The sequence below is a fragment of the Parvibaculum sp. genome, assembly GCF_039973015.1.
Classification (GTDB): domain Bacteria; phylum Pseudomonadota; class Alphaproteobacteria; order Parvibaculales; family Parvibaculaceae; genus Parvibaculum.
In genome coordinates this window covers 187060-212098 of the sequence record NZ_JBDWLT010000008.1, presented here as the reverse complement: position 1 = coordinate 212098, position 25039 = coordinate 187060, and the positions used below count along the sequence as shown (strand labels likewise).

Below are 25039 nucleotides of genomic sequence, written 5' to 3'. Positions count from 1 at the left end.
AAATTTTGACCCTCCCGCAGGGGGAGGATGGGAAGAACGGAAAGTTTCATGTCCAATCACATCCGTGAAGACTTCGCCCGCCAGGCGCTCGCCTGTGAATTGCTGGGCTCGCCCTTCACGTCGCGCCTTTGCCGTCTTCTCGGCGCACGGCTGAACGGCAACTCGTCTTTCGGTGCGCGTGTGCTTTCATGGCAGGGCCATCCGCAGAACGATGCGCTGCCATTGCGGGTGGCGGGCGGCTTCCATGCGCTGAGACGGCAAGGAGCGGTGGCGCTTTCCGCCGCCTATCCGCCCAATGAGGTGGATGACGAGGCGTTGTGGCATGCGCTCGACGCGGCGATAGCGGAACATGATTTGTTTCTCACGCGCTTCCTCGACAGCGCGCCGCAGACGAACGAGGTCTCGCGCTCAAGCGCGATCCTGGGCGGGATGCTGCATATCGCGAAGCGCACGGGCCTGCCGCTCGACCTCTACGAGATCGGCGCGAGCGCGGGCCTCAATCTCGGCTTCGATGCTTATGGGTATGAGCTTGGGGCCGCGCGCTGGGGCGACGCGGCAAGCGCGGTCAGGATCGTCTCGGAATGGCAGGGGACGATGCCGCCGCTCGACGCGGAACTGCGCGTCGTCTCGCGCAAGGGCTCGGACCTGAACCCGCTCGATGCGTCGGACGCCGCGCTTCGCGAACGGCTGCTCTCCTATATCTGGCCGGACCAGACGGCGCGGCTCGCGCGGATCGAGGCGGCGCTGGAGGCGACGGCGCGCGCGGGAACCCGCATCGAAAAGGCGGATGCGGCGGACTGGGTCGAGCGTGAATTCGGCAGACCGGGCGAGAAGGGAAGAGCGCGCGTGCTGATGCACACGATCATGTGGCAGTACTTGGCCGCTCCGACGCAGGCGCGGATCGAGGCCGCGATGGAAAAGGCGGGCGAGGGTGCGACGAAGGATGCGCCGGTGGCCTGGCTCTGGGTGGAGCAGGACGAGAAGGAAAATATCTCGGCCGGTGTGCGGCTCCGCCTATGGCCGGAGGGGAGCGACGAGGAACTCGGCCGCGCCGATTTTCACGGGCGCTGGGTCAGGTGGGGGTGAAGTTTCTAATCTTCTATGTCATCGAGAATAGATCGCACTTCTCCTCTAGGGGTAATCCTCCCCTCCCTCTCTAGTCTTGCGCGGAACTCCAGCTGGGGATCGGGTTGCTCGCGAAAGAGGTTGCCAAATGAGGATGCTCGAATGCAGGCAACAACTAACAACTCCATGTCTGAGATCGGGTCGTCGCTGTAAGTGTTGTAATAGCTGCCATATTTTTTTGAATCGTAGACATCTGGCGCCCCTCCGTGGATTACCGATGCACGAAGCTTGAGTAGCTTCCTCACACGTGAACTATTGACTTTCTTTCCAAGAGTGAGATGAACACCATCGATGACTGCCTGAGTTGAGTCTTCCCTCTTTCCCAGAATTGAATCCAAGGCCATACACAAAAGTGGAAAGCGCTCTGAATCGCTAAGTGGCCAAGCTCTGTAAAAATACTCCATCGAACGCAGTTGTCTTTGCGAGTTATCATCGTTTGAAACCATCTTGGACGCGAGAGAATCGAGCCATCCAGCATCGTTTGCTGCAATAACAATATCTTCCATCAGTGCTGGGGTATGGGATTCACCGACGCTAAGTCTGTAACTGGTGTTGAGTTCACAAAAGCCGCCAAATGTCGGGCGGCCAGAAAACAAATGCCGATAATCTGAGGATGTTGCTAACGCTAGGCATCCAAGGAGAGTCCGCCTCATCTTTGACGCCGATTCTGAAGAAGGGGCTCTAACTCCGAGCCAAGAAGCTGGACTATGTGAGATGCCGTCCCAATCTTGCAGTGGTGGAAATGAGCTAGCTGCAATGCCGTGCGATAACTCTGCATCCGTGAGATGTGAGGAGAGAGTGTCAGGGTGAGATAAGAAGAAAATCTCCGAAGCGAAATCGACGTCAACACGTACAGTTACCAAGGGAAAAAGCGTCACAAAGCTTTGCGGGGAGAATATCTCAGATTGGTGGAGTGTTTGAGATAAAGCCTCCTTTTTCTCTTTTGATATTAGTTCGGCGTAGGATTGATTTGGATCGGAAAAGACTACGCCGTGATTTATGTGCCAAAAGTTTTCTTTAATGAAATTCTGCAATGTAGTGCGGACTGTTTCGATTGATACGTAGCGGAGATGTGGAGAGCCGTGGCTGCGTACATACATCACCGCACGCATCAGGTGGTCCCGCCGGTAGAATATCCGGGCCACAGCGTTGCCAAAAAAAGGCACGGTGCCCGGCGGGCCATAAAAGAAAGAATGACTATAACTATTGTCAGCTGGTGTGCGGAATATCGCGGAGAGCAGTAATTCGGTCGCTTCGGCGTGTATTGAATTCATTGCCATACTCCGTTTGCGGAGAAATCCTGTAGGTACCCTATACAATACTGAAGGGTTGTTTTCTCTTGGTTTTCGCCGGGGTGACACCGAGTTTATGGTGAGGGTGTACTCAACATCGTCATCGCGAGGGCGCGAAGCGTCCGTGGCGATCCATCGGGCGGCGCGGAATGCGGTGAGGCCCTATGGATTGCCGGGTCAAGCCCGGCAATGACGGGAGGGACGGTATTCCAATTCGGGCGGCGTGCAGGCCGCGCCCCTCACCCGATCCTCGCTGTCGCTCGGATCACCCTCTCCCCGGAGGGGAGAGGGAAGGGGCCCGCCGAAGCAGCGAAGCTGCGAGGTGGGAAGGGTGAGGGGGAGGCTCACACCTTGAGGCGATACCCCGTGCGGAAGATGTACCAGATGCCTGCGGTGCAGAGCGCGAGGAAGCCGAAGATCGCCAGGAGGCTCAGCTCCACGCCGACATCGGACGAGCCGTAGAAGCTCCAGCGGAAACCCGAGACGAGATAGACTACCGGATTGAACAGCGTGACCGTCTGCCAGAAGGGCGGGAGCATGTTGATCGAGTAGAAGCTGCCGCCAAGAAAGGTGAGCGGCATGACGATCAGCATGGGCACGATCTGCAACCGCTCGAAACTGTCGGCCCAGATGCCGAGAATGAAGCCGAACATGGAAAAGGTGAGCGCGGTGAGAACGAGGAAGGCCGCCATCCAGAAGGGATGCTGGATCTCGTAATCGACGAAGAAGCGCGCCGTGATGAGGATGAGAACGCCGAGGATCATCGACTTCGTCGCCGCCGCGCCGACATAGCCGATGACGGTTTCGACGCCGGAAATGGGCGCGGAGAGAATTTCGAAGATGGTGCCCGAATATTTCGGCATGTAGATGCCGAAGGAGGCGTTGGAAATGCTCTCGGTGAGAAGCGAGAGCATGATGAGGCCTGGAATGATGAAGGCGCCATAGGAGATGCCGTCGACCTCCTGGATGCGCGATCCGATGGCCGCGCCGAAGACCACGAAATAGAGCGAGGTCGAGATGACGGGCGAGGCGATGCTCTGCATCAGCGTGCGGAAAGTGCGCGCCATTTCGTAAGCGTAGATGGCGCGAATGGCATGGAAGTTCAGCGACATCAGCGCGCCCTCACCAGATTGACGAAAATTTCCTCAAGCGACGTTTCATGCGTGCGGAGGTCGCGGAAGTCGATGTCGAGATCGCCGAGCGTCTTCAGAAGCTCGGGAATGCCGGTCTCGTCGGCCTGCGCATCGAAACTGTAGACGAGCGTGTGGCCTTCATCGGCGAGTTCGACGGGGCGCGCGGCAAGCGCGCCGGGCATGGCGGCAAGCGGCGCGCGCAAGTGAACCGCGAGCTGCTTCTTGCCAAGCTTCTTCATCAGCTCGTTCTTTTCCTCGACCAGCACGATCTCGCCATTATTGATGACGCCGACGCGGTCGGCCATCTCCTCGGCTTCCTCGATGTAATGCGTGGTGAGGATGATGGTGACGCCGCGCGCACGAAGTCCGCGCACCATCTCCCACATGTCGCGGCGAAGCTCCACATCGACGCCGGCGGTCGGCTCGTCGAGGAAGAGAATGTCCGGTTCGTGGGAAAGCGCCTTGGCGATCATCACGCGGCGCTTCATGCCGCCGGAGAGTTCCATCACGCGATTGTCGCGCTTGTCCCAGAGCGAGAGGTCGCGCAGCACTTTCTCGATATATTGCGGGTTCGGGGCCTTGCCGAACAGACCGCGGCTGAACTTCACCGTGTCGATGACGCTCTCGAAATGCTCGACGGTGAGTTCCTGCGGTACGAGACCGATGACCGAACGCGCCGCGCGGAAATCGCGGATGATGTCATGCCCGCCCGCGAGCACGGTGCCGGTGCCCGGATTGACGATGCCGCAGACAACGCTGATGAGCGTCGTCTTGCCCGCGCCATTGGGCCCGAGCAGCGCGAAGATTTCGCCCTTGCGGATATCGAGATCGACATTCTTCAGGGCCTGGAAACCGCCGGGATAGGTTTTCGACAGGCCGGTAATCTGGATGGCTGGCTGCATGGGGGCCGCGCGTTTTGGGGATTTGAAGACGGGAAGGCCCGCGGGAAGCGCGGACCATGACGCATATTGTGAATCTTTGGCCGGGTTGCAATGCCGGAAATTAACGCTATGCCACGGAAACGGGCCCCGAACAGGCTCCACGGCAGGCTGCGCATTGCGAAGGGGCCTCCCTCTCCGTAACAATGGCTTGTTGCAGAGGGGCCGGTCACCGATCCGGCAGATCGGCAAGCGGGCCCGGCTGGGGAAGAGAATGACATCGCGGATACTCGTCTATGGCGTCGACGGCTTCATGGGCGCGCTGACCTCGCATGCGGCGTGGCGCGCGGGGCTTTCCCATATCGCGGGCGGCCGGGCGATTGCGGGCGTTGCGCAACATGCGGCGGCGCTGGCGAAGGAGGCGGGCGCGGGCAAGGGCGCCGGACCGGCGGAACCGCGCACTTTCACACTGGGCAATGCGGAGCGGATCGCCGGGCAGCTCGACGATGTGGGCGTGGTGGTGAATTGCGAGAGCCTTGAGGGCGACGACCTGCGCTCGCTTGTCGTTGCCTGCATTGCGACGGGCACACATCTGATCGACCTGTCGGCGGATCGCGCCTGCGTGGCGGCGCTCGCCGCTTTCGACGAGGCGGCGGGCAAGGCGAAGACCATGCTGATGGCGGGGGCAGGCTTCGACTTCGCGGCGACGGATGCGGTCGCGGTCCGGCTTGCGCAGATATTGCCGGGCGCGCGCGCGGTGACACTGGCCGTGAAACGCGGACCCCGCACGATGACCGAGGCGGCATGGCTCGTGGCGGCGATGCGCGAGGAAGGCGAGACGCTGAAGAACGGGCAGTTCGTGGCCGCGCGGGCGGGCGAACGGACAATCGAGATCGCTTTCGACGAAGGACCGGAAAAGGCATGGCTTGCGCCCTGGCGCGGCGAAGCGATGGCGGCGCGGCATCGCGGCATTTATTCAACGCTCGAAACCTATGAGGTCTTGCCGGAAAAGGCGGCGCGCGCGCTGGAGGAAGGCACGATGGCGCATCGTTTCTTCAAGCGCGGCTGGGGCCTGAAGCGGCTGGAGCGGAAACTCGCCAGGGGAAAGGTCGCACCGGGCAAGGCAGAACTGCGCGACGGGCGCGCGGTCGTCTGGGGCGAGGCGCGCCATCCCGACGGACGCATTCGCCGGGCGCGGCTCGAAACACCCGAGACGCATGTCTATTCGGCGGAGGCGGCGGTGCTGCTGGCGCGCATGGCGCTCGACGGGGCGGCAAAGCCCGGCTACCAGCTTCCCTCCGCACTTGCGGGCGCCGCGCTGGTGGAGGACATCCCCGGCGTCACATGGCGCGAGATCGTGGAGCGCGCGGAAGAAACGGCGGATGAGGACGGCCGCTCCGTGGCCGACGCCGTTTCACCGCAAGAGGCACCGGAAAGCGCCTGAAGGCGATCCGTGGACTGATTATTCCGGGGCGTCCGTCCAGTTTTCCCAGAGCTCGTCCACGCATTCGCGCGATGTCATCTGGCTCGTGACCAGACGCATGGAACTCACCATCGCGGGCGGCACCTCGTCCGGGTCGTTGCCGACAAGCTCGGCGAGCGGGCCATAGGCCTCATGCGCCATGTCGGCGGCAAGCATGCGGCAGGGATCGGTCTCGCCGTAATAGACGACGGGGATTGCGGCGGCGATCACGGCAAGCAGGATCAGTCCAAGGATGATGCGCATGCGGGTTTCCTGTGCGGGGGTTAGTGAACGCCGGTGCCGCGTTCACTTGTGTCGGGCATGCCCATGGACCCGGAACGGTCGCGGATCGCGCAGGCGCTGTATCCGGCCTTCCAGCCGGCGCGGTAGGCTTCGCTCTGCTTCCAGGCCTCGTCGTTGCGCGTGACGGTGGAAGGATCGCCCGGCACCTGCGAGGTGGCGCTCCAGCAGCCATCGGAATGGCCGGCCTTGTAGTCGGGATTGTCCGCATGCTCGCTGCGGCCGAGGCCGCAAGCGGCCAGAGCGAGCGAGAGAAGGAGGGTGAGCGCGAGGCGCATGGGCGGCTCCGGCGGCGTTGCGAACGGGCGCAAAGGATAGGGCGGGGGCCCCGGAACCGCAAATGGGAACCGCAAATGGGAACCGCAAATCGGGCGCGCGCTCCCACATGCTTTACGCGCCGTTAACGGCGGGGGTGCTCTGATGGAGGCGGACAAAACCAGCCGGACGGATGAGATGGCGCTCGAGAGCTACAGATCGGCGGAGGACGAGGCCCTGAGCATGCGTGCCAAGAATGTGCAGGCGGGGGATGCGCTGCTGCGCCGTCTTGCCGACCTTGCACTGCTGCCCGCCTCGCTCATTTCGCCGCAGGAACGCAGCATCCTCGACTCGATGCTGGCAACGCTGGCCGCCCGGCTCGACCCGCAGATGCGGGTGCGCCTCGCCGAACGGCTTTCACAACATGTGGAAGCGCCGAGGGAACTCGCGCTGGCGCTGGCACTTGACGACGACATCGAAATCGCGCGGCCGCTTCTCTCGGAGGGGCAGACGCTGAAGGGCGGCGACCTCATCCATGTCGCGCGCGAGGGCAGCGCGGCGCATCGCGAGATGCTGGCGGCCCGCAAGGACTTGCCGAGCGCTGTGGCCGATGTGCTGATCGAAATGGGCGATACGGCACTGAGCCGCCGCGTGCTCGAAAACATGACGGCGCAGCTTTCCTACCGCGCCATCGAGACACTGGCGCGCCGCAGCGCCGCCGAACCCGAATTGCAGGCACCGGTTCTGGCCCGGCCGGAACTGACCGTGCGCCTCGGCCAGTTCATGTTCTGGTGGGTGGCGGCCGATCTGCGCCTCGAAATCCTGAACCGCTTCACGGTCGAACGCCGCCACATCCATTCCGCGATGGAGGATGTGCTCAAGGCCGCGGGCACGGGCGACGCCGTTCTCGACGCGGCGCTGTCTCAGGTGAGGAAGCCTTTGCCTGTCGACAAGCAGCGTCTTGCGGGTTTCCTGTCCGGCAAGGGGCCGGACAGGGCGGAACTGCTTGCGGGCGGTCTGGCCGCGGAAGCGCATGTGCGGCCCGAAACGATATTCCGTATCCTGAACGATCACGGCGGCGAACCGCTCGCCGTTTTCGCCAAGGCCGTCTCGATGAACCGCAAGGAATTCGGCGACCTGATCGTCGCGGCAGTGGACCTGCGCCGGGGCGGGCTGCCGACCAAGAAGGATCTGGAGCGGATCGGCGAACTCTTCGACACGATCTCGACGGACCGCGCGGACCTCGCGCTTCGGGCATGGGATGCGGCGCTGGCAAATGAAGTGCTGCCCGCAGGCATAGGCGCCGCCGGGTCTTGAAGCCTTATTCCGCAGCGCTTTGCGGCGCCCAGCGGACCTCTTCTTCCTGTTCGATACGAGGTGGCGGCGCCGTGAAGCGGAAGCCCGGCCCCGACACGATCTCTTCGAGTTCGCGGCGCGCCTGACGCGCGGTGCCGATGATGTCGCCTTCCGCGCGGTCGACAAGATCGAGAACGGCGCGCGCCCCTTCGAGAATATCGCCGAGCCAGTCTTCCGCGTGAGGTTCCTGCGCCTTGAGCGCCACGGCATCGCTGACAAGCGTCGTGACCGCGCGGCGAACCGCGCCGGTGTCGAAGGAGGACGGCCCGGTGACCAGCGCGACGATCTTGCGGATCTGCGCACGGATACCGTCGACCAGTGCGGCGCGCTCGCGGGCGCGGCGGTCTTCCTCGCCGGCGGGCGGGGCGAGATCGTCGAGCGAAACGGAAAGAACGGACGCAATCGCCGCCATGGTGCGGAAGGTGCCGTCCTTCTTGCCGGTCTCGATTTCGGAGAGATAGGGCGCGCTCATCGCTGCCGCGCGGGCAAGCTCGATCGCCTTGAGGCCGCGATATTCGCGCCAGACCCGGACGGGATTTTCGCCATCGGCAATGCGATGAGCGACAATGGCGGGAACGGGCGGCGGTCCTTCGGAACCGAGCGCCAGCGTTGCGCCTGCCGCACGCAGATCCTCGATATCGTCGGCAGCGCGGCACAGCGCGTCATAATCGGCGGCGGGCACGAGCACGAAAAGGGCCTCGCCATCGCTCCCGAGGATTTTCTGATGATCGCGCTTGTGCGAAGTCATGCCGCCCTCCAGCCGGTGAGGGCGAGAACGGAGGCGGCGTCGGCTTTGCGGCTGAAGACAACGCGAAGACCGGGGCCTGCATCGGAACTGAAAATGCCGGGCGCGATTTCGCGCGTTCCTTCGGCGCGGGCCGCGAGACCGATCAGGCGGCGCGTATCGGCATCGAGTTTCAGGAAGATATCGTAGGCCGCGCGAGAAAATTCGATATCGCCAAGGGGATCGCCCGCAGGCGTCATGTGCCGTTCGAGAGTTTCTTCCTGCATTCCCGCAAACCCGAATATCGCAGCCCGATATTTAAACGGGGCGCGTCGCCTTCGCCGCCTGCTAGCATCGTTCCCAAACGAGCATCGCGAAGCGCGAATCGATGTGTGAATCAAATCACAGGGAGGAATGAATGTCCAAAGAGGGCAAGGGCATGGAGATCGGCCGTTTGAAGGAACTGATCCGGGCGCGCTCCAGGGCGAGCGAAGGGCTGAGCATCGAGGAGCGCCGCAAGGCGATGGACGGAAACGCCAACCAGTTTCCCGTGCCCGCGGGCGTGACGGTGACGAAAGCCGACCTTGGCGGCCTCGCCGCCGAATGGAATGTGCCGGACGGCACGGAGAGTGCGCCGGTGCTGCTTTATTTTCATGGTGGCGGTTATGTGCAGGGATCGTCCGCTTCGCACCGTCATCTGACCTCGCGCCTGGCGCTGGCCGCCAATGCGCGCGTTCTGAGCGTCGATTATGCGCTCGCGCCCGAAGCGCCTTTCCCGGCGGCGGTGATGGATGGCGTAAAAGCCTATCGCTGGCTGATCGCGAGCGGGGTCCAGCCGAACGAAATCGCCTTCGGAGGAGACTCGGCCGGTGGCGGATTGACGATGGCGGCACTTCTTGCGGTGCGCGATGAAGGACTGCCGATGCCTGCCGCCGCCATTGCGATCAGCCCCTGGACCGATCTCACCTGCGATACCGGAACCTATTCGAGCCGCGCCGAAGCCGATCCGATGATCCAGCAGGCCGGCATCAAGTCCATTGCAGGGCTCTATCTGAATGGCGCCGACCCGCGCCATCCGCTCGCCTCTCCCAATCATGCGGATCTTGCCGGCCTGCCGCCTCTCCTCATTCATGTGGGGAACGACGAGGTGCTGCTCGACGATGCGCGCGATCTGCACCAACGGGCACGCAGCGCGGGCGTCGAAGCGGAAATTGAGGAGTGGGAAGACATGATCCACGTTTGGCATGCCTTCTACCAGCTCTTGCCGCAGGGGGAACGGGCAATAGAACGGCTTGGAGGCTATCTTTCGCAACGCTGGACAGCAGCACAAGGGGGCGGGGCTATTTGAAATCGAGCCTCTGCCCGACCGTGATGACAGGGCAGGTAAAAATGAAAGATTCCATGACGACTTCCCTTTTACTCAAGTGCAGGTAGTCGGCTCCGGTTTTATCTGTTCAGCGATGAATTTATCCACATGCAGAACAGCGTCTTCATTGTGTCATTGTGAAAAAAGCCGCGACAATCCGATCCTTGATTGTTAAACAACGGGAGAGTTGTAGGATTGGACGAATATTGGTTCCTTTTCTGGATTGATTGTTTGTGTGGCGGCGGAACTTTTAGGCCGAATAAACGAGGTCATGGTGGCGGACAAGGCGGATCTGATTGATATGACGGCCGATATCGTGGCGGCCTATGTCGGACACAATACGGTCGCACCGGACGAGTTGCCGGGCATCATCAATAGAATTTACGCCGCGCTGACAAGCGCCGCCACAAGTGGCGCCGACGGGGCAGGAGCCCCGAAGGAAGAGCCCGCCGTTCCCGTCCGCAAGTCGATCACCCCGGATTTTCTGATCTGCCTCGAAGACGGCAAGAAATTCAAATCGCTGAAGAGGCATCTTCGCAGCCATTACAATCTGAGCCCGGAAGAATATCGCGAGAAATGGGGCCTGCCGCGCGACTATCCCATGGTTGCGCCGAACTATGCGCAGGCGCGCTCGCGGCTCGCGAAGAAAATGGGCCTTGGCCAGGGCGGACAGAAAAAGCGCCGCGTTTCGGCAAAATAGATCCCGCACAGCCTGCCGGTCCATGCGAGCTGCTACCAATCTCCTTGCATCGCAACGCACACACGCCCAGAATTTTTTGCGTTGATTCGAAACCCGGCGGCTTGCCGCCCTTGCCGAGGACGATCCGCTGACCAGCGCAGACCAGGCCATACGAGCGCAACTTATCGTACCCGAACAGCGCGACGTCTTCGACTACTGGCGCGCCAAGGCCCCGCAAGGCGGATATCCGACGCGCGCGGACATTCAGCCTGCTGAACTGCGCCGCATTCTTCCCTCGCTGAGCCTGATCGACGTGATCGAAGATGACGAGCCGCGTCTTCGCGTGCGGCTTGCAGGAACGCGGCTGCGCGATTATTTCGGCGTGGAAATGACGGGACGGCATCTCGACGAATTCGATTTTGGCGACCAGATGGATTATTGGGATGCCGCCTATCACGAGGTGGTGCATGGCGGCCGTCCGGCGCAAGGGGTGGTTCCGCTCACGCCCTGGAACCAGCCCGATGTCTTTCAGTTCTGGCTGCGATTGCCGCTTGCGAACGAGGACGGACGTATTGTCATGGTGCTCGGGCACGATGCCTTTCTGCTTTCCGAGAAAGCGCATGCGCTGGCAAACAAGGCCAATCTGCGCATTGCCTGATCTTTCCCTCATGTTTCGCCCCAAGGCGTTCGGCCATTGATCCCTTGCCTGTCTCCGGTCCAAACTGTTGCCGGGGCCAGAGAGGGAGATACCAATGCCGGGTTTTGAATTTGTGCGGGCTTTACACGCGCCTGCGGGCTTTGCCTGCGGGGTGCTCGCCTTGGCCATGCTTGCCGCCGGGGCGGCGCCCGCCAATGCAGCAACCGCAACACTCAACGGAGGAACGGTCACGCTCACGGAAGGCGAGAGCGCGACTTTCCCGATCGGTGGCGGCGATAGCGGTCCGGCAAATCTCAGTGCACAGTGCGAAATCAGCGATGTGAGCGGTTCCGCCAGCATCACCTTCGACGGTGAATATTATGTCCCGCTGTCCGAGCCCGCGGTTGGCGACGTCATCACGCTTTCGCGTGGCGATACGCGCAGCTATCAGCTTGCCGGCGTGGTCGATTCAAAGGGACAGGACGCCTATGTCGCTTTCCGCTTCGGCGGCGCGGCAGCCGCCATGTGCTTTCCCGGCATGGATTGCGGCGGCGCTGAAGGCAAGTCGGGCAGCGTTACCGTCAGCTGCCGGAACGCATCCTGACATTTGATGCCGCGTTTATCTTCCCTGCCTATGTCTTGAGCGGCGGATAGTTCCTGAGCAGGGTGACGACAGGCGCAACCCATCGGGGCGCCGATACGTTGCGCGGATGGGCGCCTTCTTCCGGCGGCATCAGCAGACAGCCGTCTATTCCAAGCGTGACCAGACGGCCAAAGGAAAGATCGCCTTTTTCACCGGCGGCGAAACAGTCGCGCCCAAGGGCGGCGGCTGCCTGTGCCATCGGCAGGCAATCGGCAACCAGCAGATCCCCCCGCACATAAGATCCGAGCGCCTCGCCCGCCCGGAAGACCATCGGCGTGCGCGCATGAGAAAACAGCGAGGGCGGAAGGGAAAGCGGCTCTGCGAAAGCAGCAACGCCGCCGCCGCGCCGCACCTCGCCCATGCAGGCGGGGCTGCGTTCACCCTGCGCTCCCAGAAGATCCGTGACCGGCACGTCAAGTTCGCCCGCGATCCGCTCAAGCCAGCCGGTCGACACCGTCATGTCCGCCGTTTCGAGACGTGAAACGGTGGCTGCCGTTGTGCCGAGCCGCATGGCGAGCTCGGTCTGGGTGAGCCCTCGCTGCTTTCTGAAATGCCTGATCCGGGTACGCACGAGAGACTCCTCGACCGCGTAAAAAACTTACGGGATTTATCCCCGATATGTACGAAATATGCAAATCTTGTTTTCAGGAAGCAAATTTCAATTCAGGCGCGGCGGCGCCCGGGCGGAGGCAATGACATGAATATCGAAGAGATTTACCGGCCGGGCGACCCTGGCATGGCGGCAATCCGCCGCTCGCTCAGGGAACGCGAGCAGGCTGCGAAAGTGGCGCTGATGCAGGAAACGGTGGCGCGGGCCTGGAACGTGCCGATCTGCGAAATGCGCTCGCCGACGCGGCGGCGCAAGCCCGTGGCCCAGGCCCGGCAGGTGGCCATGTATCTGACCCATGTGATCTACGGCTTCAGCCTTTCCGCGGTTGGCCGCCATTTCGGCCGGGACAGGACGACCGCCGCCCATGCCTGCCGCCTCGTCGAGGACCGGCGCGACGACGAGAACTTCAACATGCTGCTCGACCGGCTGGAACATGCGCTGCGCCGGGCGGGAGACCGGGATATCGCCCGATGATGGCGGGGGCGGGCAAGGGAAGGCTCGGCGAAAAGCAGTTCGAGCGCGAGGTGCGGCGCTTCTTCCGCCGGTTCGTGGAGCCGGAGGCTCACGCGGCGGCAACCGCCGAAGGCCGGGTCGGGCTGTTCCTCAAGGCAGGCAAACGCCCGCTTGCGACCATGGAGGCGCCTGTCTGGGCGGTATGCGTGGAACGCGACCTCGTGGAGCGGGCCGAGGGGACGGCGGAGGAACGGTGGCGCGCAAGCGATGCGGGCCGTGCGCTCTACCGGCGGCTGACCTCCGCGGCGGACCCCTTCCGCAACCAGCACCAGCTACCGGGCGAGCGGCGCTACCGCACGGAAGAGGGCGAGGTGCTGCTCGCGGTCAATGAAGCGGAGACGCCGCTCGGCTGGCTGCGCCGCCGCAAGGGCGCGGACGGAGAGCCGCTCATCAGCGAGACGCAATTCGAAGCCGGAGAGAAACTGCGCGCCGATTTCACCCTCGGACAAATGAACCCGCGCGTGACGGCGGACTGGTCGGGCGCTGGCGGGGGAAGCGGTAAACGGCGCGGGCCGGTGCGCGGGCCTGCGGAGATTGCGATGCATGCCCTTGCGGCCCGCGAGCGCGTGGGCCGCGCCATCGAGGCAGCGGGCCCGCATCTCGGCGATATTCTGCTGAGTGTTTGCTGCCATCTCGAAGGGCTTGAAGCAGCCGAGCGCGGCTTCGGCTGGCCGAAACGATCCGGCAAGCTGGTGCTTCAGATCGCGCTCGACCGGCTGGCCGCGCATTACGGCATGACGGGAAAGAGCTAGGCCGAGGCCGCTTCGGCGGCGGCCTTCGCATCTGCCTGAATGCGGCCGACCATCGAATAGAGGCCGTTGGAGCGCTGCGGCGTCAGATGTTCGTCGAGACCGAGCGAGGTGAAGACGGCGCGGGCGTCGATATCGAGGATTTCCTTTGGCGTCTTGTCGGAATAGAGCCGCATCAAAATGGCGACAAGGCCGCGCACGATATGGGCATCGCTGTCGCCGCGAAAATGGATGATGGGCGCGCCAGATGCATTCTGGCGTGTCTCGCTCACCAGCCAGACCTGGCTGACGCAACCCTCGACCTTGTTTTCGGGCGAATGCTCCGCCTCGCTGAGCGGTTCAAGCTCCTTGCCGAGCTCGATCACATAGCGATAGCGATCCTCCCATTCGTCGAGGAATTCGAAATCGTCCACGAGATCCTGAATGCTCATGCCGTCCTTTCCGGGCTTCCGGCGGGCACTGGGCCCGGCTTACTGCTCAGGACATAGTGCAGATTGCGCGCGAATGAAATCCTTTGCGATTTCGTCCGGCCACGAAAATCCGCCCGCCGGGAAAACGCTCTGGCGAGAAGGCCTCCAAAGGACAAGCGCCCCGCAGGCCGGGAGGCGGCCGCAGGGCGCTTGGGCTACCGGTTGCCTCTAGGAAAGCACCGGAAACCGACAGGACCGATGGGTGAGGTCAGGCACCTGTCATGTAATCATCGGGGCGGGCCGTGGCGGGCACGGCGGCCGCCGCGACGCCTTGATCTTGTTCCCGGGCCTTTTCGGTCAGCCAGGTGAACGCCATGCCGCCGTAATGCGCGGTCTGGCGCACGACATGGCCGACGATAGCGTGGCTCTTGTCGCAGATATCCGGGTTTCGGCCGCAAAAGCCCATGACGTCCTGTGCGGAGCGGGCAGCGAGGGTAAGGGCTTCGCCCGCGCCGATATCCTCGGTGGGGCCAGGGGCGGGGCCAGCGCTTACAAAGGCGGCGCTGGAAAACCCGTCAAGGCCCGCCGGCTGCGGCGTGGATTCATATCCGGCTGCCGGCAGGAGGAAGGCCAGCACGGTCAGCCAGAAGGCGGCTCTCAGAATGAACGACATGGGCTCGGTCCTTTCCCGGCGGATGTTCGCTTGATGAGGAAAGGCTAAGTCGCAGCCTGCTGCCACGCAGTTAATCCGATAGATAAAATGCAAGTAGAAATAGCTTTTGCTTTATCGAAAGCTTCGGTTGGTTGATTTCAATACTACATAATTAGAGTATTTATATTTTAAGTGTAATAAAAACAAAGAAAAATGCGCCACAAATTTGAGGCGCATTTCACTTAAATGCCGGAAGCATTCAATTCAAATTGTGCAGTTCGAGCAGCTTCCGGCGCGCGGCGCCTGGTGCTCAGTTCGCGAGGGTGGAGGGCGGCAGGGCTTCGGCCCAGCAACTGCCGACTTCGGCGATCGCATGCTTGCCCGTGCAATAGGCTTCCTCGGAAGGGAAGTGGGCGGCGGCGATGCATTGCGCGAGATTGAGGCGGGCCCAGTTGAGGCAGCGCCCCGTCGAGGTTTTGCTCTCGGCGAGCCCCTTTTCCATCGAGCCCTCAATGACCTGATAGGCACCGAGAGTGAGAATGCGGTTCATCACGCTGGGGCTATAGGCCTGGGCGGTGGAGACGGGCGAGAGTGCGGCGGCGACGGCGCGCGCCTTGTCCGCGAGGCTCGGCTCTTCGTCGAGGGCGGCGGTCTTCGTTTCCGCCATGCCCGGCACCGGCGTCGACATGCCCCATTTCTGCTTCTGGAACTTGTAGGCCGTATCGATGAAGCGGTCGGCGAGACCCTTGATCCGCTGATGCTCGTTGCGGATCGAAACGGCGACGGCGGCAGAGGCGGAACTTACGCCCGGAAGCTGCATGACGAAATTCTCGTCGGTCGAGAGCGCTTCGAGAACGGCCGTTTTGTTGCGGGCGCGGACTTCGGTGCGCACACCCTGCGCGAAGACGGGATCTCCGGCGGCGATCATCGCCTGCTTTACATACCAGCCTTCGGCCAGCGCATTCGGCTTGTCGAAGGTCAGCGCGGCAAGCGCCCGGCGGACATCGCCCGGGGTGCGCAGCTTGTTCGCATCGGCAGCCGCGATGGCCGAGCCGAAATCGCCATAGACACCCGCGAAATCCTGTAAGGCCGGCCGCGAGGAAAGCGCGGAGACGCCGGCGGAGGGGTCGATGGAGGCGACCTGAACCGGGCTCGCGCGGCGCGGCGCTGGAAGCGGGATCGGAATGCCGGACGAGGCGACCGTCAGCGGATGGGCGGAGGCAATTGCCTGATTGGCGAGAGTGACGGCCTGGGCGGCGGAGAGTTCCGCCTTGTCCTTGCCGGAGGTGCCCTTGGAAGCGTTGCCGCCTTCGACCACGGTGCAGCCTGCAATCAGGAGCGCGGCGGAAACGGACAGACCGGCAAGCCGGACGGTGTCCCGGAAATTCAGAGCCAAGTTTTTACCCCTCATGGCAACCCCGCTGCCCCGAAAGCTGCTGCGCTTCCTAATTCGACCGATTTTTGGGCCCGGTGGCTTGTCTTAATGAAGTGTTGCCGAGTCTAATGCGGCGCGCGCGTGTCCGCAAACGCGAAACGCGTTAAGGATGAATCCCGGGGGCGAAAAAGCGCCGGGAATCGAGGGTTACGGCAATAAACGGCCGCAGAGGCCGCCGCAGAGGTCAACGGAAACGACAATGGACACCGCGCCGAGACTGAAAGCCGATATCTGGGTGAAGGCGCTGATCCGCCGTGCAGAAGTGAGCGGAGCCTCGGCAATGGTCGTGCGCAAGGGCGATCTGACATCCGGCACCGTGCTGGTGAAGGTGAATACGCTCGATGGCGAGGCGGAGATATTCAGCCCCGCACGTGATGGCGACGGCGCACTCATATGGCTGTCGAAGGGCAGGCAGCCCGAAGCCGAGGCCGACGCCTATATAGAAAAGCAGCGGGGCTTCGACCCGGACATATGGGTGGTCGAGATCGAGGACCGGGAGGGCCGTCACTTCCTGCAGGAGAAGGTGGGCTGATCCGGCGAAAGGGCGGAACGGCTGCTATCTGACCGCGATCAGGCTTCCATCTGCCGCTTTGTTTCCGCCTGCGCATCCTGACGCAATTCGCCAAAGGCCTGGCGGAAGACCACCCATGCGCCCTGCAGGGCCAGTACGGCCATGATCGCGGCGACGGTAAGGTCCGGCCATGCAGTGCCTGTGCCGAATACGCCGAGGGCGGCGAAGATCACGGCGAGATTGCCGATGACATCGTTGCGCGAGCAGAGCCAGACGGAACGCATGTTGCTGTCGCCCGAGCGGTGACGCCAGAGCAGCACGAAGACGACGGCATTGGCGATGAGCGCGGCCGCGCCGACGACGCCCATCGTGATCGCCTCGGGGGCATCGCCTTGAACCAGATGCCAGAGCGTCGAGCCGATGACCCACAAGCCGAGCAGGCCCATCGTCGCACCCTTGGCGAGCGCGGCTTTCGCCCGCGCGGCGAGCGACATGCCGATGACGAAAAGGCTGATCGCATAGGTACCCGTGTCGCCGAGAAAATCGAGCGCATCGGCTTGCAGGGAGACGGAACCCGCAGCGAGCCCCGCAACGATCTCGACGGCGAACATGGCGCCATTGATAAGAAGCGCGGCCCAGAGAACACGCCGATAGGCGGCGTCGCGCAATTGCGCTTCGGAAGTCTCATGTTCGCAGCACTGTCCGCTCATTGCCGTCCTCGCAAGTTCGATTTCATGCTGCTAGGGTGGAGTCTATAGTAACTATAGAGTCAAGGAGGGTGTTTCCGTGACCGAGGAAATGAGCATCGGGGAACTGGCGAAGGCGACGGGCACCAAGGTTGTGACCGTGCGCTATTACGAGAAGATCGGGCTGTTGCCCGAGCCGCCTCGCACCAGCGGAAACTACCGGGCCTATAGCGCGGCGCACCGGGAAAGGTTGCACTTCATCAGGCGTTGCCGTGATCTCGGCTTCACGCTGGAACAGATACGCGAACTGCTCGATCTCTCAGGAAAGACGGACCGGGACTGCGCGGCGGTGGACAGGCTTGCGCTCGATCACCTCGTGGAAATCGAGCGCAAGATTGCCGATCTGAAAAAGCTGGAAATGGAACTGCGTCGTCTCAGCGCATGTTGCCAGGGAGGCCGGATTGGCGATTGCCGGATCATCGAGGCGCTATCCGCCCCGTGAGGGTGAGCCTTTTAGGCCGCATGAACATCCCCAAGCCGTTCACGGCCGCATGAACATCCCCAGGCCGTTCACGGCCGCATGAACATGAAGTCTTCGTCCGGGTCGAGATGATCGGCGGCTTCCATAAGCTCTGCCTTGATGTCCTCGGGGGCGCGCGCCTCGCGCCAGATATGCAGCACTTTTTCAAACATGATGCGGGCCATCGCGTCGGCGGAGATTTTCTTCTCGGCCGCCTCGGCCAGCGCCGCCTCGATATGAGGCTCTATGATGTCGCGTGCGGTGGTCATGGGTCTCTCTCGTTCTCAAATGGCGAATGGCGGTATGGTCGCACGGGGAGAGGTCTTCAAGCATTGGCCAGTTTGTCGCGGGTGGCGCAAATTCCAGCTATCGGCTAGTGTCCGTCGCAAATTCTCAGGAGTTTCACGTGAGCACGACCGAAACCGCCGCCCGGTCGGGCGAGGTAGAGTCGGAGGTCCGCCATCGCCGGACCTTCGCCATCATCTCCCATCCCGACGCCGGCAAGACCACGCTGACCGAAAACCTGCTGCTGAAAGGCGGCGCGATCCGCCTTGCCGGGCAGGTGAAAGCGCGTGGCGACAACCGGCGCGCCCGGTCGGACTGGATGAAGATCGAGCAGGATCGCGGCATCTCGGTTACGTCCGCCGTCATGACCTTCGAATACAAGGGCATCATCTGCAACCTGCTCGATACGCCGGGCCATGAGGACTTCAGCGAGGACACCTATCGCACGCTGACGGCGGCCGACAGCGCGATCATGGTGATCGATGCGGCCAAGGGCATCGAAGCGCAAACGCTCAAGCTCTTCGAGGTCTGCCGGTTGCGCGACGTGCCGATCATCACCTTCATCAACAAGATCGACCGCGAAGGCCAGGACCCGTTCGAGCTCATGGACGAGATCGCATCGAAACTGGCGCTCGACACCGTGCCGATGATCTGGCCGGCGGGCATGGGCGGCCTGCTGCGCGGCATCTTCGATCCCGTGAACGATCGCTTCATTCCCTATTCGAAGCCGGGCTCCGGCCAGGGCGACGAGGAACCGCCGAGCCTGCCGGGCGACAAGATTTCCGAATATGCGGGGGCGGACGAACTCGCGACATTTCGCGAGGAAATGGAACTGGCGCGCGAGGGTAGCCCCGCCTTCGATATCGACGCCTATCGCGCAGGCCACATGACGCCGATCTATTTCGGCAGCGCGCTGAGGAAGCTTGGTGTGCGTGAACTGCTCGACGCGGTGGCCGAGTTCGCGCCGCCACCGCGCCCGCAGCCGGCAGCGAGCCGCGTGGTCGAGCCGACCGAACCGAAAGTGTCGGGCTTCGTCTTCAAGGTGCAGGCGAACATGGACGCGAACCATCGCGACCGCATCGCCTTCATGCGGATCTGCTCGGGCAAGTTCAAGCGCGGGATGCGGCTGAAACTTTCGAGCAGCGGCAAGACGATCGGCGTTCACAACCCGATCCTCTTTTTCGCGCAGGATCGCGAACTGCTGGAAGACGCCTTTGCAGGCGACATTATCGGTATCCCGAACCACGGCACGATTCGTGTGGGCGATACGCTGACGGAGGCCGAAGACCTGATCTTCACCGGCATCCCGAACTTCGCGCCGGAAATCCTGCGCCGGGTGCGCCTCGACGATCCGATGAAGGCGAAGCATATGCGCCGTGCTCTCGAAAGCCTCGCGGAAGAGGGTGTGACGCAGGTTTTCAAACCGGAGATCGGGGCGAACTGGATCGTGGGTGTCGTCGGCCAGCTTCAGCTTGAAGTGCTGGCGTCGCGCATCGCCGCCGAATACGGCATTGCCGTTCATTTCGAGCAGGCGCCTTACGAGACGGCGCGCTGGGTCAGCGCGGACGATGCCGGCGAATTGAAACGCTTCATGGAGGCGCATCGCGGCAACATGGCGACGGACCGCGACGGCGCCCCCGTTTTCATGGGCAAGAGCGCCTGGGAACTCGGCTATACGCTGGAGAAATGGCCGAAGGTGACATTCTCGGCAACGCGCGAGCGCGCGCCGGTAGCCGCCTGAGCGAATGAGGCAGAATAGATGCAGGACGTCGTCGGCAATTTCGGAGATTACTGGGAACTGGTGAAGAGCGTCTGGCAAACGGGCGTCTTTGGCCACAGCATCGGCGACATTCTCATTGCCGTCGCGATCTTCGGGTTCTTCTACGTTCTGCGCGGGCTCTTCACACGCTTCGTGCTTGCCATCGCTGACCGCTGGGTCGAACGGACAGAGACGAAGGTCGACGATTATGTCCGCGATGCGATCAAGAGCCCCTTGCGCTTTCTCTTCTTCGCGCTCGGCTTCTTCTTCGCAACCGAATATCTGGATTTCGGCGATACGGCCGGTCTCATCACGGAAAATCTCAATCGTTCGCTTATTGTCGTTGCGATTTTCTGGGCGCTCTATAACTGCGTCGGCCCCGTTAGCCAGGGGATCAGGAAGCTTGAACGCATTCTGACGCCGGAAATTCTCGACTGGCTGGTCGCGGGCGCGAAGACGGCTGTCGTCCTCATCGCCATCGCGACGATCCTGCAAACATGGGGCATTCAGGTTGCGCCGATTATCGCAGGCCTCGGCCTATTCGGCGTGGCGGTGGCGCTGGGTGCGCAGGATCTCTTCAAGAATCTGATCGGCGGCATGTCGATCCTGATCGAGCGCCGCTTCGGCTTCGGCGACTGGATCAAGGTCGACGGCGTTGTGGAAGGCAATGTCGAAAAGATCGGCTTCCGCTCCACGCTGGTTCGCCAGTTCGACAAGGCCCCCGTCTATGTGCCGAACCAGCACCTCTCCGACAATTCGGTGATCAACTATACGGCGATGACCTATCGTCGGATTTCATGGGTCATCGGCGTCGAATACCGCACCACGCATGAACAGCTTCAACGGATCGTGGACGATATCCGCAACTACATCGAAACGACCGACGACTTCGTGCAGCGTCCGCTGGCGCCGCTCTTCGTAAGGATCGACAGCTTCGGCGCATCCTCCATCGACATCATGATCTACTGCTTCACGAAGACGACCAATTGGGGCGAGTGGCTGGAAGTGAAAGAGGCGCTCGCCTATCGCATCAAGCAGATCGTGGAAGGTGCGGGCACAGGCTTCGCCTTCCCCTCGCGCTCCATCTATGTGGAGACGATGCCGCCCCCGCCGGAAGAAATCGCGGCGTCCCGGAAGGACGAAGGCGCCTGATGCTCCCTCGCTAAGGGAAGGCACGGGCGCTAGACTTTCTCCGTGACCGTCTCCACGCTCCGCCTTGCGCTGACGGCGGCCTCGCGCGTCGAATAGCCGCTGCGGAAGCAGAAGGTCGGCTGCCAGTCGGGGTTCTTCAATATTTCTGCAAGGCGCGCTTCCGACTTCGCGTCCCTCTCCAGTTGACGGTCGCGGTCGATCATCTCGACAGGCTGATTGAGCGGGTGCATGGCGACGCCCGCCGCACTCGCCGAGAGGTGAAGCCGCTGCCAGAGACGTCCAGTGGCAAGGGCCTGCGGGCGGTCATGGCGGTTCCGAACCGAGATCATGCCGAGCAACGCCGCCGTCGGCACATGCGTGTCGCGAGTCTGGCTTGCCCAGGTCGCATGGCTCTGCTCCGCGGGAAGGGCGGGGAGCATCTTGGCGATGGCAAGAAGGGCGGGGGAGAGCCCCACCGTGTCGAGGCCAAGGCCGCTTCGTTCGCGCGCCATCTCGTCAGGCCCGTCGCGAAACCAGCGATGGCTGTCTTCGATCATCGCGTGGTCGGCGACGATTTCATCTGTTGCGTCGATGATCGCCTTGCCAAGCGCGGCATAGGCCTCACCCTCCGTAAAAAGAGAGATCGCCACGTTCTCGTCATCCGGCATGGCGGTGAACCCGCGCAGCAGCTCCTCCGGAAAGCCGCGCGAAATATCGTAGGGGTGACGGTTGGTGTGGCGCTTCGGGATGGCGTCGTAGAGGGGATCGCTTTCGGTATCTGCCTTTGCGAGGTGAACTGTCGCGGCGCGAACGAGACCGCCGCGCTCAATGTCGAGAAGGGAGCCGGGCGCCGGCTCGACCGTCACCGCGTAGCCGTTCGCCGGTCCGGCAAGAACCATGTTCTCGATAGCGCAGCCGAGCCCGATATGCATTTCGCGGAGATAAGGATCGAAGCTGCCGAGATGGCGCGTCGTGTCGGCGAGCACCTCGATCTCCGCGCCGCTCACGCGGAAAACCCAAGGCTGCGTGTTGTGCGGATTGGAAGCGAGGACGCCGGCAGCGACGAGCGCGAGCGGTGTGTCTTCATACTCCGTCGCGTTCCACATTTCCCAGGGATCGTAGGGCGCACCGGAAGGTTCGGCGAAGACGCCGCGATCATGCGCGCGCCAGATGGCGCCGCCTGCCGCGACGAGCGTCAGGACGCCAGCGCCCTGCAGGATGTGGCGGCGCGTTGGAGAGATGCTCATGATTTCTTCCTTCCCCTGGATCGAGGCGCAAGCGCGCCGTCGATCATGGCGTCCATTGTTTCGAAAATACGGGTCCAGTCGTCTTCTGTTCTGATGCCGACGCCGCCATAGACGCGGATCTTCTGCGCGCGTGCGATCAGATAATCGATGGCGGCGGCGAGAAGGCCGGTCAGCACCGCCGGATCCGCGCCCTTCGGAACGGGAAACCGGCGGGCGATCTCGGCCATGAGTTCGAGAGAGCGGCGCTCGCGCACTTCTTCGAGCGCGACGACGAGAGGCGTCCTGTTGGCGGGCTCGGCGGCGATAACTGCGAGTGTCACCGGGCGCTTCTGCATTTCGGCGGCGTGGCGGCGCATGCCTGTCTTCAACGCCTCCGCGAGCGTGCCGATCTCGCCGATGCCCTCAAGCATGTCCTCGACGCTCCACCAGAAGTCGCCATGCTCGGCATAGCCGCAATAGACGCCGTCGAGATTGTCGAAATATCGATAGATCAAGACCTTGTCGACGCCCGCCTCACGGGCGAGCGCATTGATGCCGACGCCGGAAAGACCGTCACGGAGAATGAGACGGCCAACCGCATCGAGAATGGCCTTCCCGGTCTTTTCCCGGTCGCGGCGGCGGGGCGCGGGAGATGTATTGGCTTTTGTCACCACACGGTGACATATAGCCGCGTCGGAACGCTGCGTCAAGAACGCTTTCCTTTGCCGTCTCTTTGCCGTCGCCAAACCGGCGGCGCTTTGATAGGGCTTAGGCAAGCGCCGCGGATCGCGGCGATCCTCGCAAGGTGAACCCGTGACGCCCCCCGAAACCGCTCCCGAATCCGTGATCGTCGTCGGCGCCGGCATTGCCGGGGTCTCCACCGCATATGAACTGGCGCTGCGCGGCGCGAAGGTGACGCTGATCGACCAGCGCGGCGGCGCGGGCGAGGGCACAAGCTATGCGAATGGCGGTCAGCTTTCGGCCTGCGAGGTCGCGCCCTGGGCGGGGCCGGAGATCCCCTGGCTGGTACTGAAATGGCTGGGCCGCGACGATGCGCCTTTTCGCCTGCGCCCGAAAATGGACCCGGAGCAGTGGCTCTGGCTGATGCGCTTCCTGATGCGCTGCCGGGCATCGGCGCGGCGCGAGCGCATCGGCCCCAATCTCGAACTGGCTCTGCTGACCCGCGCCCGGCTTGGCGCCTATGAGGCGGAGTTCGCACAGGCAGGCGCAACGCTCGACTATCAGCGCAAGGAGAAGGGTATTCTCCGTATCTTCCGCGACGCGCATGAACTGGACGAAGCCGTGCACGAGGCTGCGCCGCTCGCGCGGATGGGCGTCGGGCAGGAGCGGCTGACACCCGGCGAATGTATCGAGCTTGAACCGGCGCTCGCGCCCGCCATGCAGCGCGGCGACATAGCGGGCGGGCTTTATGCGGCATCGGACGGAAGCGGCGACGCGTATCTCTATTCGCTCGCTCTTGCCGAGGGCGCGAAGCGGCGCGGTGTGCGCTTTCTCGCCAATGCGGATGTGCGGCGCCTCGTGCCGGACGGTGCGCGCATAAGAGGCGTGGAAACCGCCGAAGGGATCATGGAGGCGGATGCCGTGGTGCTTGCGGCAGGGGCGGGCTCTCAGGCGCTGCTTCGCCCGCTCGGGCTGCGAAGCTATATCTATCCGGTGAAGGGCTATTCGGTGACGCTGCCCGCGCCGGAAGGCAACGCGCCGGAAGTGAGCATCACCGATGAGGCGCGCAAGATCGTCGTCAGCCATTTGGGCGGCCGGCTCCGCGCCGCGGGGCAGGCGGAAGTAGGCGGCTACGACCTGACGCTGGAGCCGGGCCGGGCGAAGTCGGTAATGGATTCGCTGGAAAGCCTCTTTCCCCAGACCGGACCTTCGCGCGAGGCCGCGGAATACTGGTGCGGGCTCAGGCCAATGACGCCGGATGGCAGCCCCGTGCTGGGCGCGGTGCCGCGATTCAGCAACCTTTTCATGAATAGCGGGCATGGAACGCTGGGCTGGACGCTCGGCGCAGGGAGCGCTGCGGCGGTCGCGGACCTCATCTGCGGCAGTGCGCCGCAACTTAATCTAAGTCCTTTTTCTATAACAAGATTTTGACCATAAGCCGGCCGAACAGAGTGGATTTTTGTGCAATGCACAAAAAATACTTGACGGTGGAGTGGGGGCTAATTATCTCATTGTGCAGCGCACAAATCCGGCGCGCCGGTATGTGCGGGGAACCGCTCCCACCCAAGTGAGCGCCCACGCGATACAGGAGACAGAAAATGGCTGAAGCAGCCCCCAAGAAGACCACGAAGCCGCGCGCCAAGAAGGCGACGGCGAAGACGACCACAGCGAAAGCCGCCCCCAAATCGGCTCCGAAGTCGGCCCCGAAGGCCGATCCGAAGAATGCGATCGAAACGGCGTCTGGCATCATGACGACGCTCGCGCGCACCAATTTCGAGGAAGGCGTCGAGACCGCCCGTGCCGTACTCAAGTCCGGCAGCATCAAGTCGGCGGTGGAACTCCAGAACGAATATGTGCGCTCGACCCTGAAGCGCAACATCGACGCGGCCCGCGAGCTGAATGAGCTCACCGTGTCGAGCGTGCGCGATGCCGTCGGCCCCTACACGACGAAGTTCACGGAAGCTTTCGAGAAACTCCGCGCTGCGTAATTGCGTGAGACTCCCCCAGCCGCATGTTGCGGC

Annotated in this window: 30 protein-coding genes; 15 read left to right on the top strand and 15 right to left on the bottom strand. The window is 62.9% G+C overall.

Going from position 1 to position 25039, the window contains the following annotated elements; genetic code table 11:
• Positions 1–48 precede the first annotated feature (48 nt).
• Positions 49–1086 (top strand): DUF2332 family protein, encoded by a 1038-nt coding sequence (locus ABJO61_RS07130; RefSeq protein WP_348327932.1) that lies wholly within the window; start codon positions 49–51, stop codon positions 1084–1086.
• Positions 1087–1091: 5 nt separating this feature from the next.
• Here the strand turns inward: ABJO61_RS07130 and ABJO61_RS07125 are convergent, their stop codons facing one another.
• The 3 genes from ABJO61_RS07125 to ABJO61_RS07115 all read right to left on the bottom strand — a co-directional run bounded on the left by ABJO61_RS07125 (position 1092) and on the right by ABJO61_RS07115 (position 4452).
• A complete protein-coding gene (locus ABJO61_RS07125; RefSeq protein ID WP_348327934.1) occupies positions 1092–2399 on the bottom strand; it encodes a hypothetical protein in 1308 nt (435 codons plus the stop codon).
• A gap of 362 nt (positions 2400–2761) precedes the next feature.
• On the bottom strand, positions 2762–3523 hold the full coding sequence (locus tag ABJO61_RS07120; protein WP_348323980.1) for an ABC transporter permease: 762 nt from the start codon (positions 3521–3523) through the stop codon (positions 2762–2764).
• A 5-nt stretch (positions 3524–3528) separates the two neighbouring features.
• Positions 3529–4452, bottom strand: a complete 924-nt coding sequence (locus ABJO61_RS07115; RefSeq protein ID WP_348323974.1) for an ABC transporter ATP-binding protein — start codon at positions 4450–4452, stop codon at positions 3529–3531.
• Positions 4453–4702: 250 nt separating this feature from the next.
• On the opposite strand from ABJO61_RS07115, the gene ABJO61_RS07110 reads away from it, so the two are divergent.
• Positions 4703–5872 carry a hypothetical protein gene (locus ABJO61_RS07110; protein WP_348323972.1) on the top strand — a complete coding sequence of 390 codons (1170 nt, stop codon included), beginning with the start codon at positions 4703–4705 and terminating at the stop codon, positions 5870–5872.
• A gap of 18 nt (positions 5873–5890) precedes the next feature.
• On the opposite strand, the gene ABJO61_RS07105 is transcribed toward ABJO61_RS07110, so the two are convergent.
• Together ABJO61_RS07105 and ABJO61_RS07100 are read right to left on the bottom strand one after the other, a co-directional pair.
• Positions 5891–6154 (bottom strand): hypothetical protein, encoded by a 264-nt coding sequence (locus tag ABJO61_RS07105; protein WP_348323970.1) that lies wholly within the window; start codon positions 6152–6154, stop codon positions 5891–5893.
• Between the two features lie 20 nt (positions 6155–6174).
• Positions 6175–6468: a hypothetical protein gene (locus ABJO61_RS07100; protein WP_348323968.1), complete on the bottom strand. Its 294-nt coding sequence runs from the start codon at positions 6466–6468 to the stop codon at positions 6175–6177.
• A 142-nt stretch (positions 6469–6610) separates the two neighbouring features.
• Here ABJO61_RS07100 and ABJO61_RS07095 point away from each other — a divergent pair, with 142 nt between their 5' ends.
• Entirely contained in the window at positions 6611–7762 is a 1152-nt protein-coding gene (locus ABJO61_RS07095) for a DUF2336 domain-containing protein (protein ID WP_348323966.1), read from the top strand.
• A 4-nt stretch (positions 7763–7766) separates the two neighbouring features.
• Here the strand turns inward: ABJO61_RS07095 and ABJO61_RS07090 are convergent, their stop codons facing one another.
• On the bottom strand, positions 7767–8549 hold the full coding sequence (locus ABJO61_RS07090) for a helix-turn-helix transcriptional regulator (protein WP_348330972.1): 783 nt from the start codon (positions 8547–8549) through the stop codon (positions 7767–7769).
• Complete coding sequence (locus ABJO61_RS07085; RefSeq protein ID WP_348323963.1) at positions 8546–8812, bottom strand: hypothetical protein; 267 nt, start codon at positions 8810–8812, stop codon at positions 8546–8548. The genes ABJO61_RS07090 and ABJO61_RS07085 overlap by 4 nt, the downstream gene beginning before the upstream one ends.
• A gap of 131 nt (positions 8813–8943) precedes the next feature.
• Here ABJO61_RS07085 and ABJO61_RS07080 point away from each other — a divergent pair, with 131 nt between their 5' ends.
• From ABJO61_RS07080 to ABJO61_RS07065, 4 genes are all read left to right on the top strand, one after another.
• Positions 8944–9873, top strand: coding sequence for an alpha/beta hydrolase (locus ABJO61_RS07080; protein WP_348323961.1), 930 nt, complete (start codon positions 8944–8946; stop codon positions 9871–9873).
• A 289-nt stretch (positions 9874–10162) separates the two neighbouring features.
• Positions 10163–10591: a MucR family transcriptional regulator gene (locus ABJO61_RS07075; RefSeq protein ID WP_348323959.1), complete on the top strand. Its 429-nt coding sequence runs from the start codon at positions 10163–10165 to the stop codon at positions 10589–10591.
• Positions 10592–10718: 127 nt separating this feature from the next.
• Positions 10719–11228: a PAS domain-containing protein gene (locus ABJO61_RS07070; protein WP_348323978.1), complete on the top strand. Its 510-nt coding sequence runs from the start codon at positions 10719–10721 to the stop codon at positions 11226–11228.
• Positions 11229–11322: 94 nt separating this feature from the next.
• Positions 11323–11811, top strand: coding sequence for a hypothetical protein (locus ABJO61_RS07065; RefSeq protein ID WP_348323957.1), 489 nt, complete (start codon positions 11323–11325; stop codon positions 11809–11811).
• A gap of 28 nt (positions 11812–11839) precedes the next feature.
• Here the strand turns inward: ABJO61_RS07065 and ABJO61_RS07060 are convergent, their stop codons facing one another.
• Complete coding sequence (locus tag ABJO61_RS07060) at positions 11840–12421, bottom strand: helix-turn-helix transcriptional regulator (protein ID WP_348323955.1); 582 nt, start codon at positions 12419–12421, stop codon at positions 11840–11842.
• A 126-nt stretch (positions 12422–12547) separates the two neighbouring features.
• Here ABJO61_RS07060 and ABJO61_RS07055 point away from each other — a divergent pair, with 126 nt between their 5' ends.
• Positions 12548–12934 (top strand): helix-turn-helix domain-containing protein, encoded by a 387-nt coding sequence (locus ABJO61_RS07055; RefSeq protein WP_348323953.1) that lies wholly within the window; start codon positions 12548–12550, stop codon positions 12932–12934.
• Positions 12931–13725 carry a DUF6456 domain-containing protein gene (locus ABJO61_RS07050; protein WP_348323951.1) on the top strand — a complete coding sequence of 265 codons (795 nt, stop codon included), beginning with the start codon at positions 12931–12933 and terminating at the stop codon, positions 13723–13725. Before ABJO61_RS07055 ends, ABJO61_RS07050 begins: the two co-directional genes overlap by 4 nt.
• Here the strand turns inward: ABJO61_RS07050 and ABJO61_RS07045 are convergent.
• The 3 genes from ABJO61_RS07045 to ABJO61_RS07035 all read right to left on the bottom strand — a co-directional run bounded on the left by ABJO61_RS07045 (position 13722) and on the right by ABJO61_RS07035 (position 16180).
• Positions 13722–14153: a SufE family protein gene (locus tag ABJO61_RS07045; protein WP_348323949.1), complete on the bottom strand. Its 432-nt coding sequence runs from the start codon at positions 14151–14153 to the stop codon at positions 13722–13724. The genes ABJO61_RS07050 and ABJO61_RS07045 overlap by 4 nt on opposite strands.
• Before the next feature lie 247 nt (positions 14154–14400).
• Entirely contained in the window at positions 14401–14805 is a 405-nt protein-coding gene (locus ABJO61_RS07040) for a DUF5330 domain-containing protein (protein ID WP_348323947.1), read from the bottom strand.
• 289 nt (positions 14806–15094) lie between these two features.
• Positions 15095–16180, bottom strand: a complete 1086-nt coding sequence (locus ABJO61_RS07035; RefSeq protein WP_348323945.1) for a hypothetical protein — start codon at positions 16178–16180, stop codon at positions 15095–15097.
• 238 nt (positions 16181–16418) lie between these two features.
• On the opposite strand from ABJO61_RS07035, the gene ABJO61_RS07030 reads away from it, so the two are divergent.
• A complete protein-coding gene (locus tag ABJO61_RS07030) occupies positions 16419–16751 on the top strand; it encodes a DUF1491 family protein (RefSeq protein ID WP_348323943.1) in 333 nt (110 codons plus the stop codon).
• Positions 16752–16789: 38 nt separating this feature from the next.
• Here the strand turns inward: ABJO61_RS07030 and ABJO61_RS07025 are convergent, their stop codons facing one another.
• Complete coding sequence (locus ABJO61_RS07025) at positions 16790–17440, bottom strand: cation transporter (protein WP_348323941.1); 651 nt, start codon at positions 17438–17440, stop codon at positions 16790–16792.
• Positions 17441–17528: 88 nt separating this feature from the next.
• Between ABJO61_RS07025 and ABJO61_RS07020 the strand changes: the two genes are divergently transcribed.
• A complete protein-coding gene (locus ABJO61_RS07020) occupies positions 17529–17918 on the top strand; it encodes a helix-turn-helix domain-containing protein (RefSeq protein ID WP_348323976.1) in 390 nt (129 codons plus the stop codon).
• A gap of 68 nt (positions 17919–17986) precedes the next feature.
• On the opposite strand, the gene ABJO61_RS07015 is transcribed toward ABJO61_RS07020, so the two are convergent.
• Positions 17987–18205 (bottom strand): hypothetical protein, encoded by a 219-nt coding sequence (locus ABJO61_RS07015; protein WP_348323939.1) that lies wholly within the window; start codon positions 18203–18205, stop codon positions 17987–17989.
• Between the two features lie 137 nt (positions 18206–18342).
• Between ABJO61_RS07015 and ABJO61_RS07010 the strand changes: the two genes are divergently transcribed.
• Positions 18343–19962, top strand: a complete 1620-nt coding sequence (locus ABJO61_RS07010; RefSeq protein ID WP_348323937.1) for a peptide chain release factor 3 — start codon at positions 18343–18345, stop codon at positions 19960–19962.
• An 18-nt stretch (positions 19963–19980) separates the two neighbouring features.
• On the top strand, positions 19981–21132 hold the full coding sequence (locus ABJO61_RS07005; RefSeq protein WP_348323935.1) for a mechanosensitive ion channel family protein: 1152 nt from the start codon (positions 19981–19983) through the stop codon (positions 21130–21132).
• 29 nt (positions 21133–21161) lie between these two features.
• On the opposite strand, the gene ABJO61_RS07000 is transcribed toward ABJO61_RS07005, so the two are convergent.
• Both ABJO61_RS07000 and ABJO61_RS06995 read right to left on the bottom strand, forming a co-directional pair.
• Positions 21162–22358 carry a hypothetical protein gene (locus ABJO61_RS07000; protein ID WP_348323933.1) on the bottom strand — a complete coding sequence of 399 codons (1197 nt, stop codon included), beginning with the start codon at positions 22356–22358 and terminating at the stop codon, positions 21162–21164.
• Entirely contained in the window at positions 22355–23047 is a 693-nt protein-coding gene (locus ABJO61_RS06995) for a TetR/AcrR family transcriptional regulator (protein ID WP_348323931.1), read from the bottom strand. Before ABJO61_RS06995 ends, ABJO61_RS07000 begins: the two co-directional genes overlap by 4 nt.
• Before the next feature lie 103 nt (positions 23048–23150).
• On the opposite strand from ABJO61_RS06995, the gene ABJO61_RS06990 reads away from it, so the two are divergent.
• Positions 23151–24449 (top strand): D-amino acid dehydrogenase, encoded by a 1299-nt coding sequence (locus ABJO61_RS06990; protein ID WP_348323929.1) that lies wholly within the window; start codon positions 23151–23153, stop codon positions 24447–24449.
• A 167-nt stretch (positions 24450–24616) separates the two neighbouring features.
• A complete protein-coding gene (locus ABJO61_RS06985; RefSeq protein ID WP_348323927.1) occupies positions 24617–25006 on the top strand; it encodes a phasin family protein in 390 nt (129 codons plus the stop codon).
• Positions 25007–25039: the final 33 nt, after the last annotated feature.

Bases quoted from the DNA above. Each gene is read 5' to 3' on its own strand.
- ABJO61_RS07130 (WP_348327932.1), top strand. From the start codon at position 49: ATGTCCAATCACATCCGTGAAGACTTCGCCCGCCAGGCGCTCGCCTGT.
- ABJO61_RS07125 (WP_348327934.1), bottom strand. From the start codon at position 2,399: ATGAATTCAATACACGCCGAAGCGACCGAATTACTGCTCTCCGCGATA.
- ABJO61_RS07115 (WP_348323974.1), bottom strand. From the start codon at position 4,452: ATGCAGCCAGCCATCCAGATTACCGGCCTGTCGAAAACCTATCCCGGC.
- ABJO61_RS07110 (WP_348323972.1), top strand. From the start codon at position 4,703: ATGACATCGCGGATACTCGTCTATGGCGTCGACGGCTTCATGGGCGCG.
- ABJO61_RS07105 (WP_348323970.1), bottom strand. From the start codon at position 6,154: ATGCGCATCATCCTTGGACTGATCCTGCTTGCCGTGATCGCCGCCGCA.
- ABJO61_RS07100 (WP_348323968.1), bottom strand. From the start codon at position 6,468: ATGCGCCTCGCGCTCACCCTCCTTCTCTCGCTCGCTCTGGCCGCTTGC.
- ABJO61_RS07095 (WP_348323966.1), top strand. From the start codon at position 6,611: ATGGAGGCGGACAAAACCAGCCGGACGGATGAGATGGCGCTCGAGAGC.
- ABJO61_RS07090 (WP_348330972.1), bottom strand. From the start codon at position 8,549: ATGACTTCGCACAAGCGCGATCATCAGAAAATCCTCGGGAGCGATGGC.
- ABJO61_RS07085 (WP_348323963.1), bottom strand. From the start codon at position 8,812: ATGCAGGAAGAAACTCTCGAACGGCACATGACGCCTGCGGGCGATCCC.
- ABJO61_RS07080 (WP_348323961.1), top strand. From the start codon at position 8,944: ATGTCCAAAGAGGGCAAGGGCATGGAGATCGGCCGTTTGAAGGAACTG.
- ABJO61_RS07075 (WP_348323959.1), top strand. From the start codon at position 10,163: ATGGTGGCGGACAAGGCGGATCTGATTGATATGACGGCCGATATCGTG.
- ABJO61_RS07065 (WP_348323957.1), top strand. From the start codon at position 11,323: ATGCCGGGTTTTGAATTTGTGCGGGCTTTACACGCGCCTGCGGGCTTT.
- ABJO61_RS07055 (WP_348323953.1), top strand. From the start codon at position 12,548: ATGAATATCGAAGAGATTTACCGGCCGGGCGACCCTGGCATGGCGGCA.
- ABJO61_RS07050 (WP_348323951.1), top strand. From the start codon at position 12,931: ATGATGGCGGGGGCGGGCAAGGGAAGGCTCGGCGAAAAGCAGTTCGAG.
- ABJO61_RS07045 (WP_348323949.1), bottom strand. From the start codon at position 14,153: ATGAGCATTCAGGATCTCGTGGACGATTTCGAATTCCTCGACGAATGG.
- ABJO61_RS07040 (WP_348323947.1), bottom strand. From the start codon at position 14,805: ATGTCGTTCATTCTGAGAGCCGCCTTCTGGCTGACCGTGCTGGCCTTC.
- ABJO61_RS07030 (WP_348323943.1), top strand. From the start codon at position 16,419: ATGGACACCGCGCCGAGACTGAAAGCCGATATCTGGGTGAAGGCGCTG.
- ABJO61_RS07025 (WP_348323941.1), bottom strand. From the start codon at position 17,440: ATGAGCGGACAGTGCTGCGAACATGAGACTTCCGAAGCGCAATTGCGC.
- ABJO61_RS07020 (WP_348323976.1), top strand. From the start codon at position 17,529: ATGAGCATCGGGGAACTGGCGAAGGCGACGGGCACCAAGGTTGTGACC.
- ABJO61_RS07015 (WP_348323939.1), bottom strand. From the start codon at position 18,205: ATGACCACCGCACGCGACATCATAGAGCCTCATATCGAGGCGGCGCTG.
- ABJO61_RS07005 (WP_348323935.1), top strand. From the start codon at position 19,981: ATGCAGGACGTCGTCGGCAATTTCGGAGATTACTGGGAACTGGTGAAG.
- ABJO61_RS07000 (WP_348323933.1), bottom strand. From the start codon at position 22,358: ATGAGCATCTCTCCAACGCGCCGCCACATCCTGCAGGGCGCTGGCGTC.
- ABJO61_RS06985 (WP_348323927.1), top strand. From the start codon at position 24,617: ATGGCTGAAGCAGCCCCCAAGAAGACCACGAAGCCGCGCGCCAAGAAG.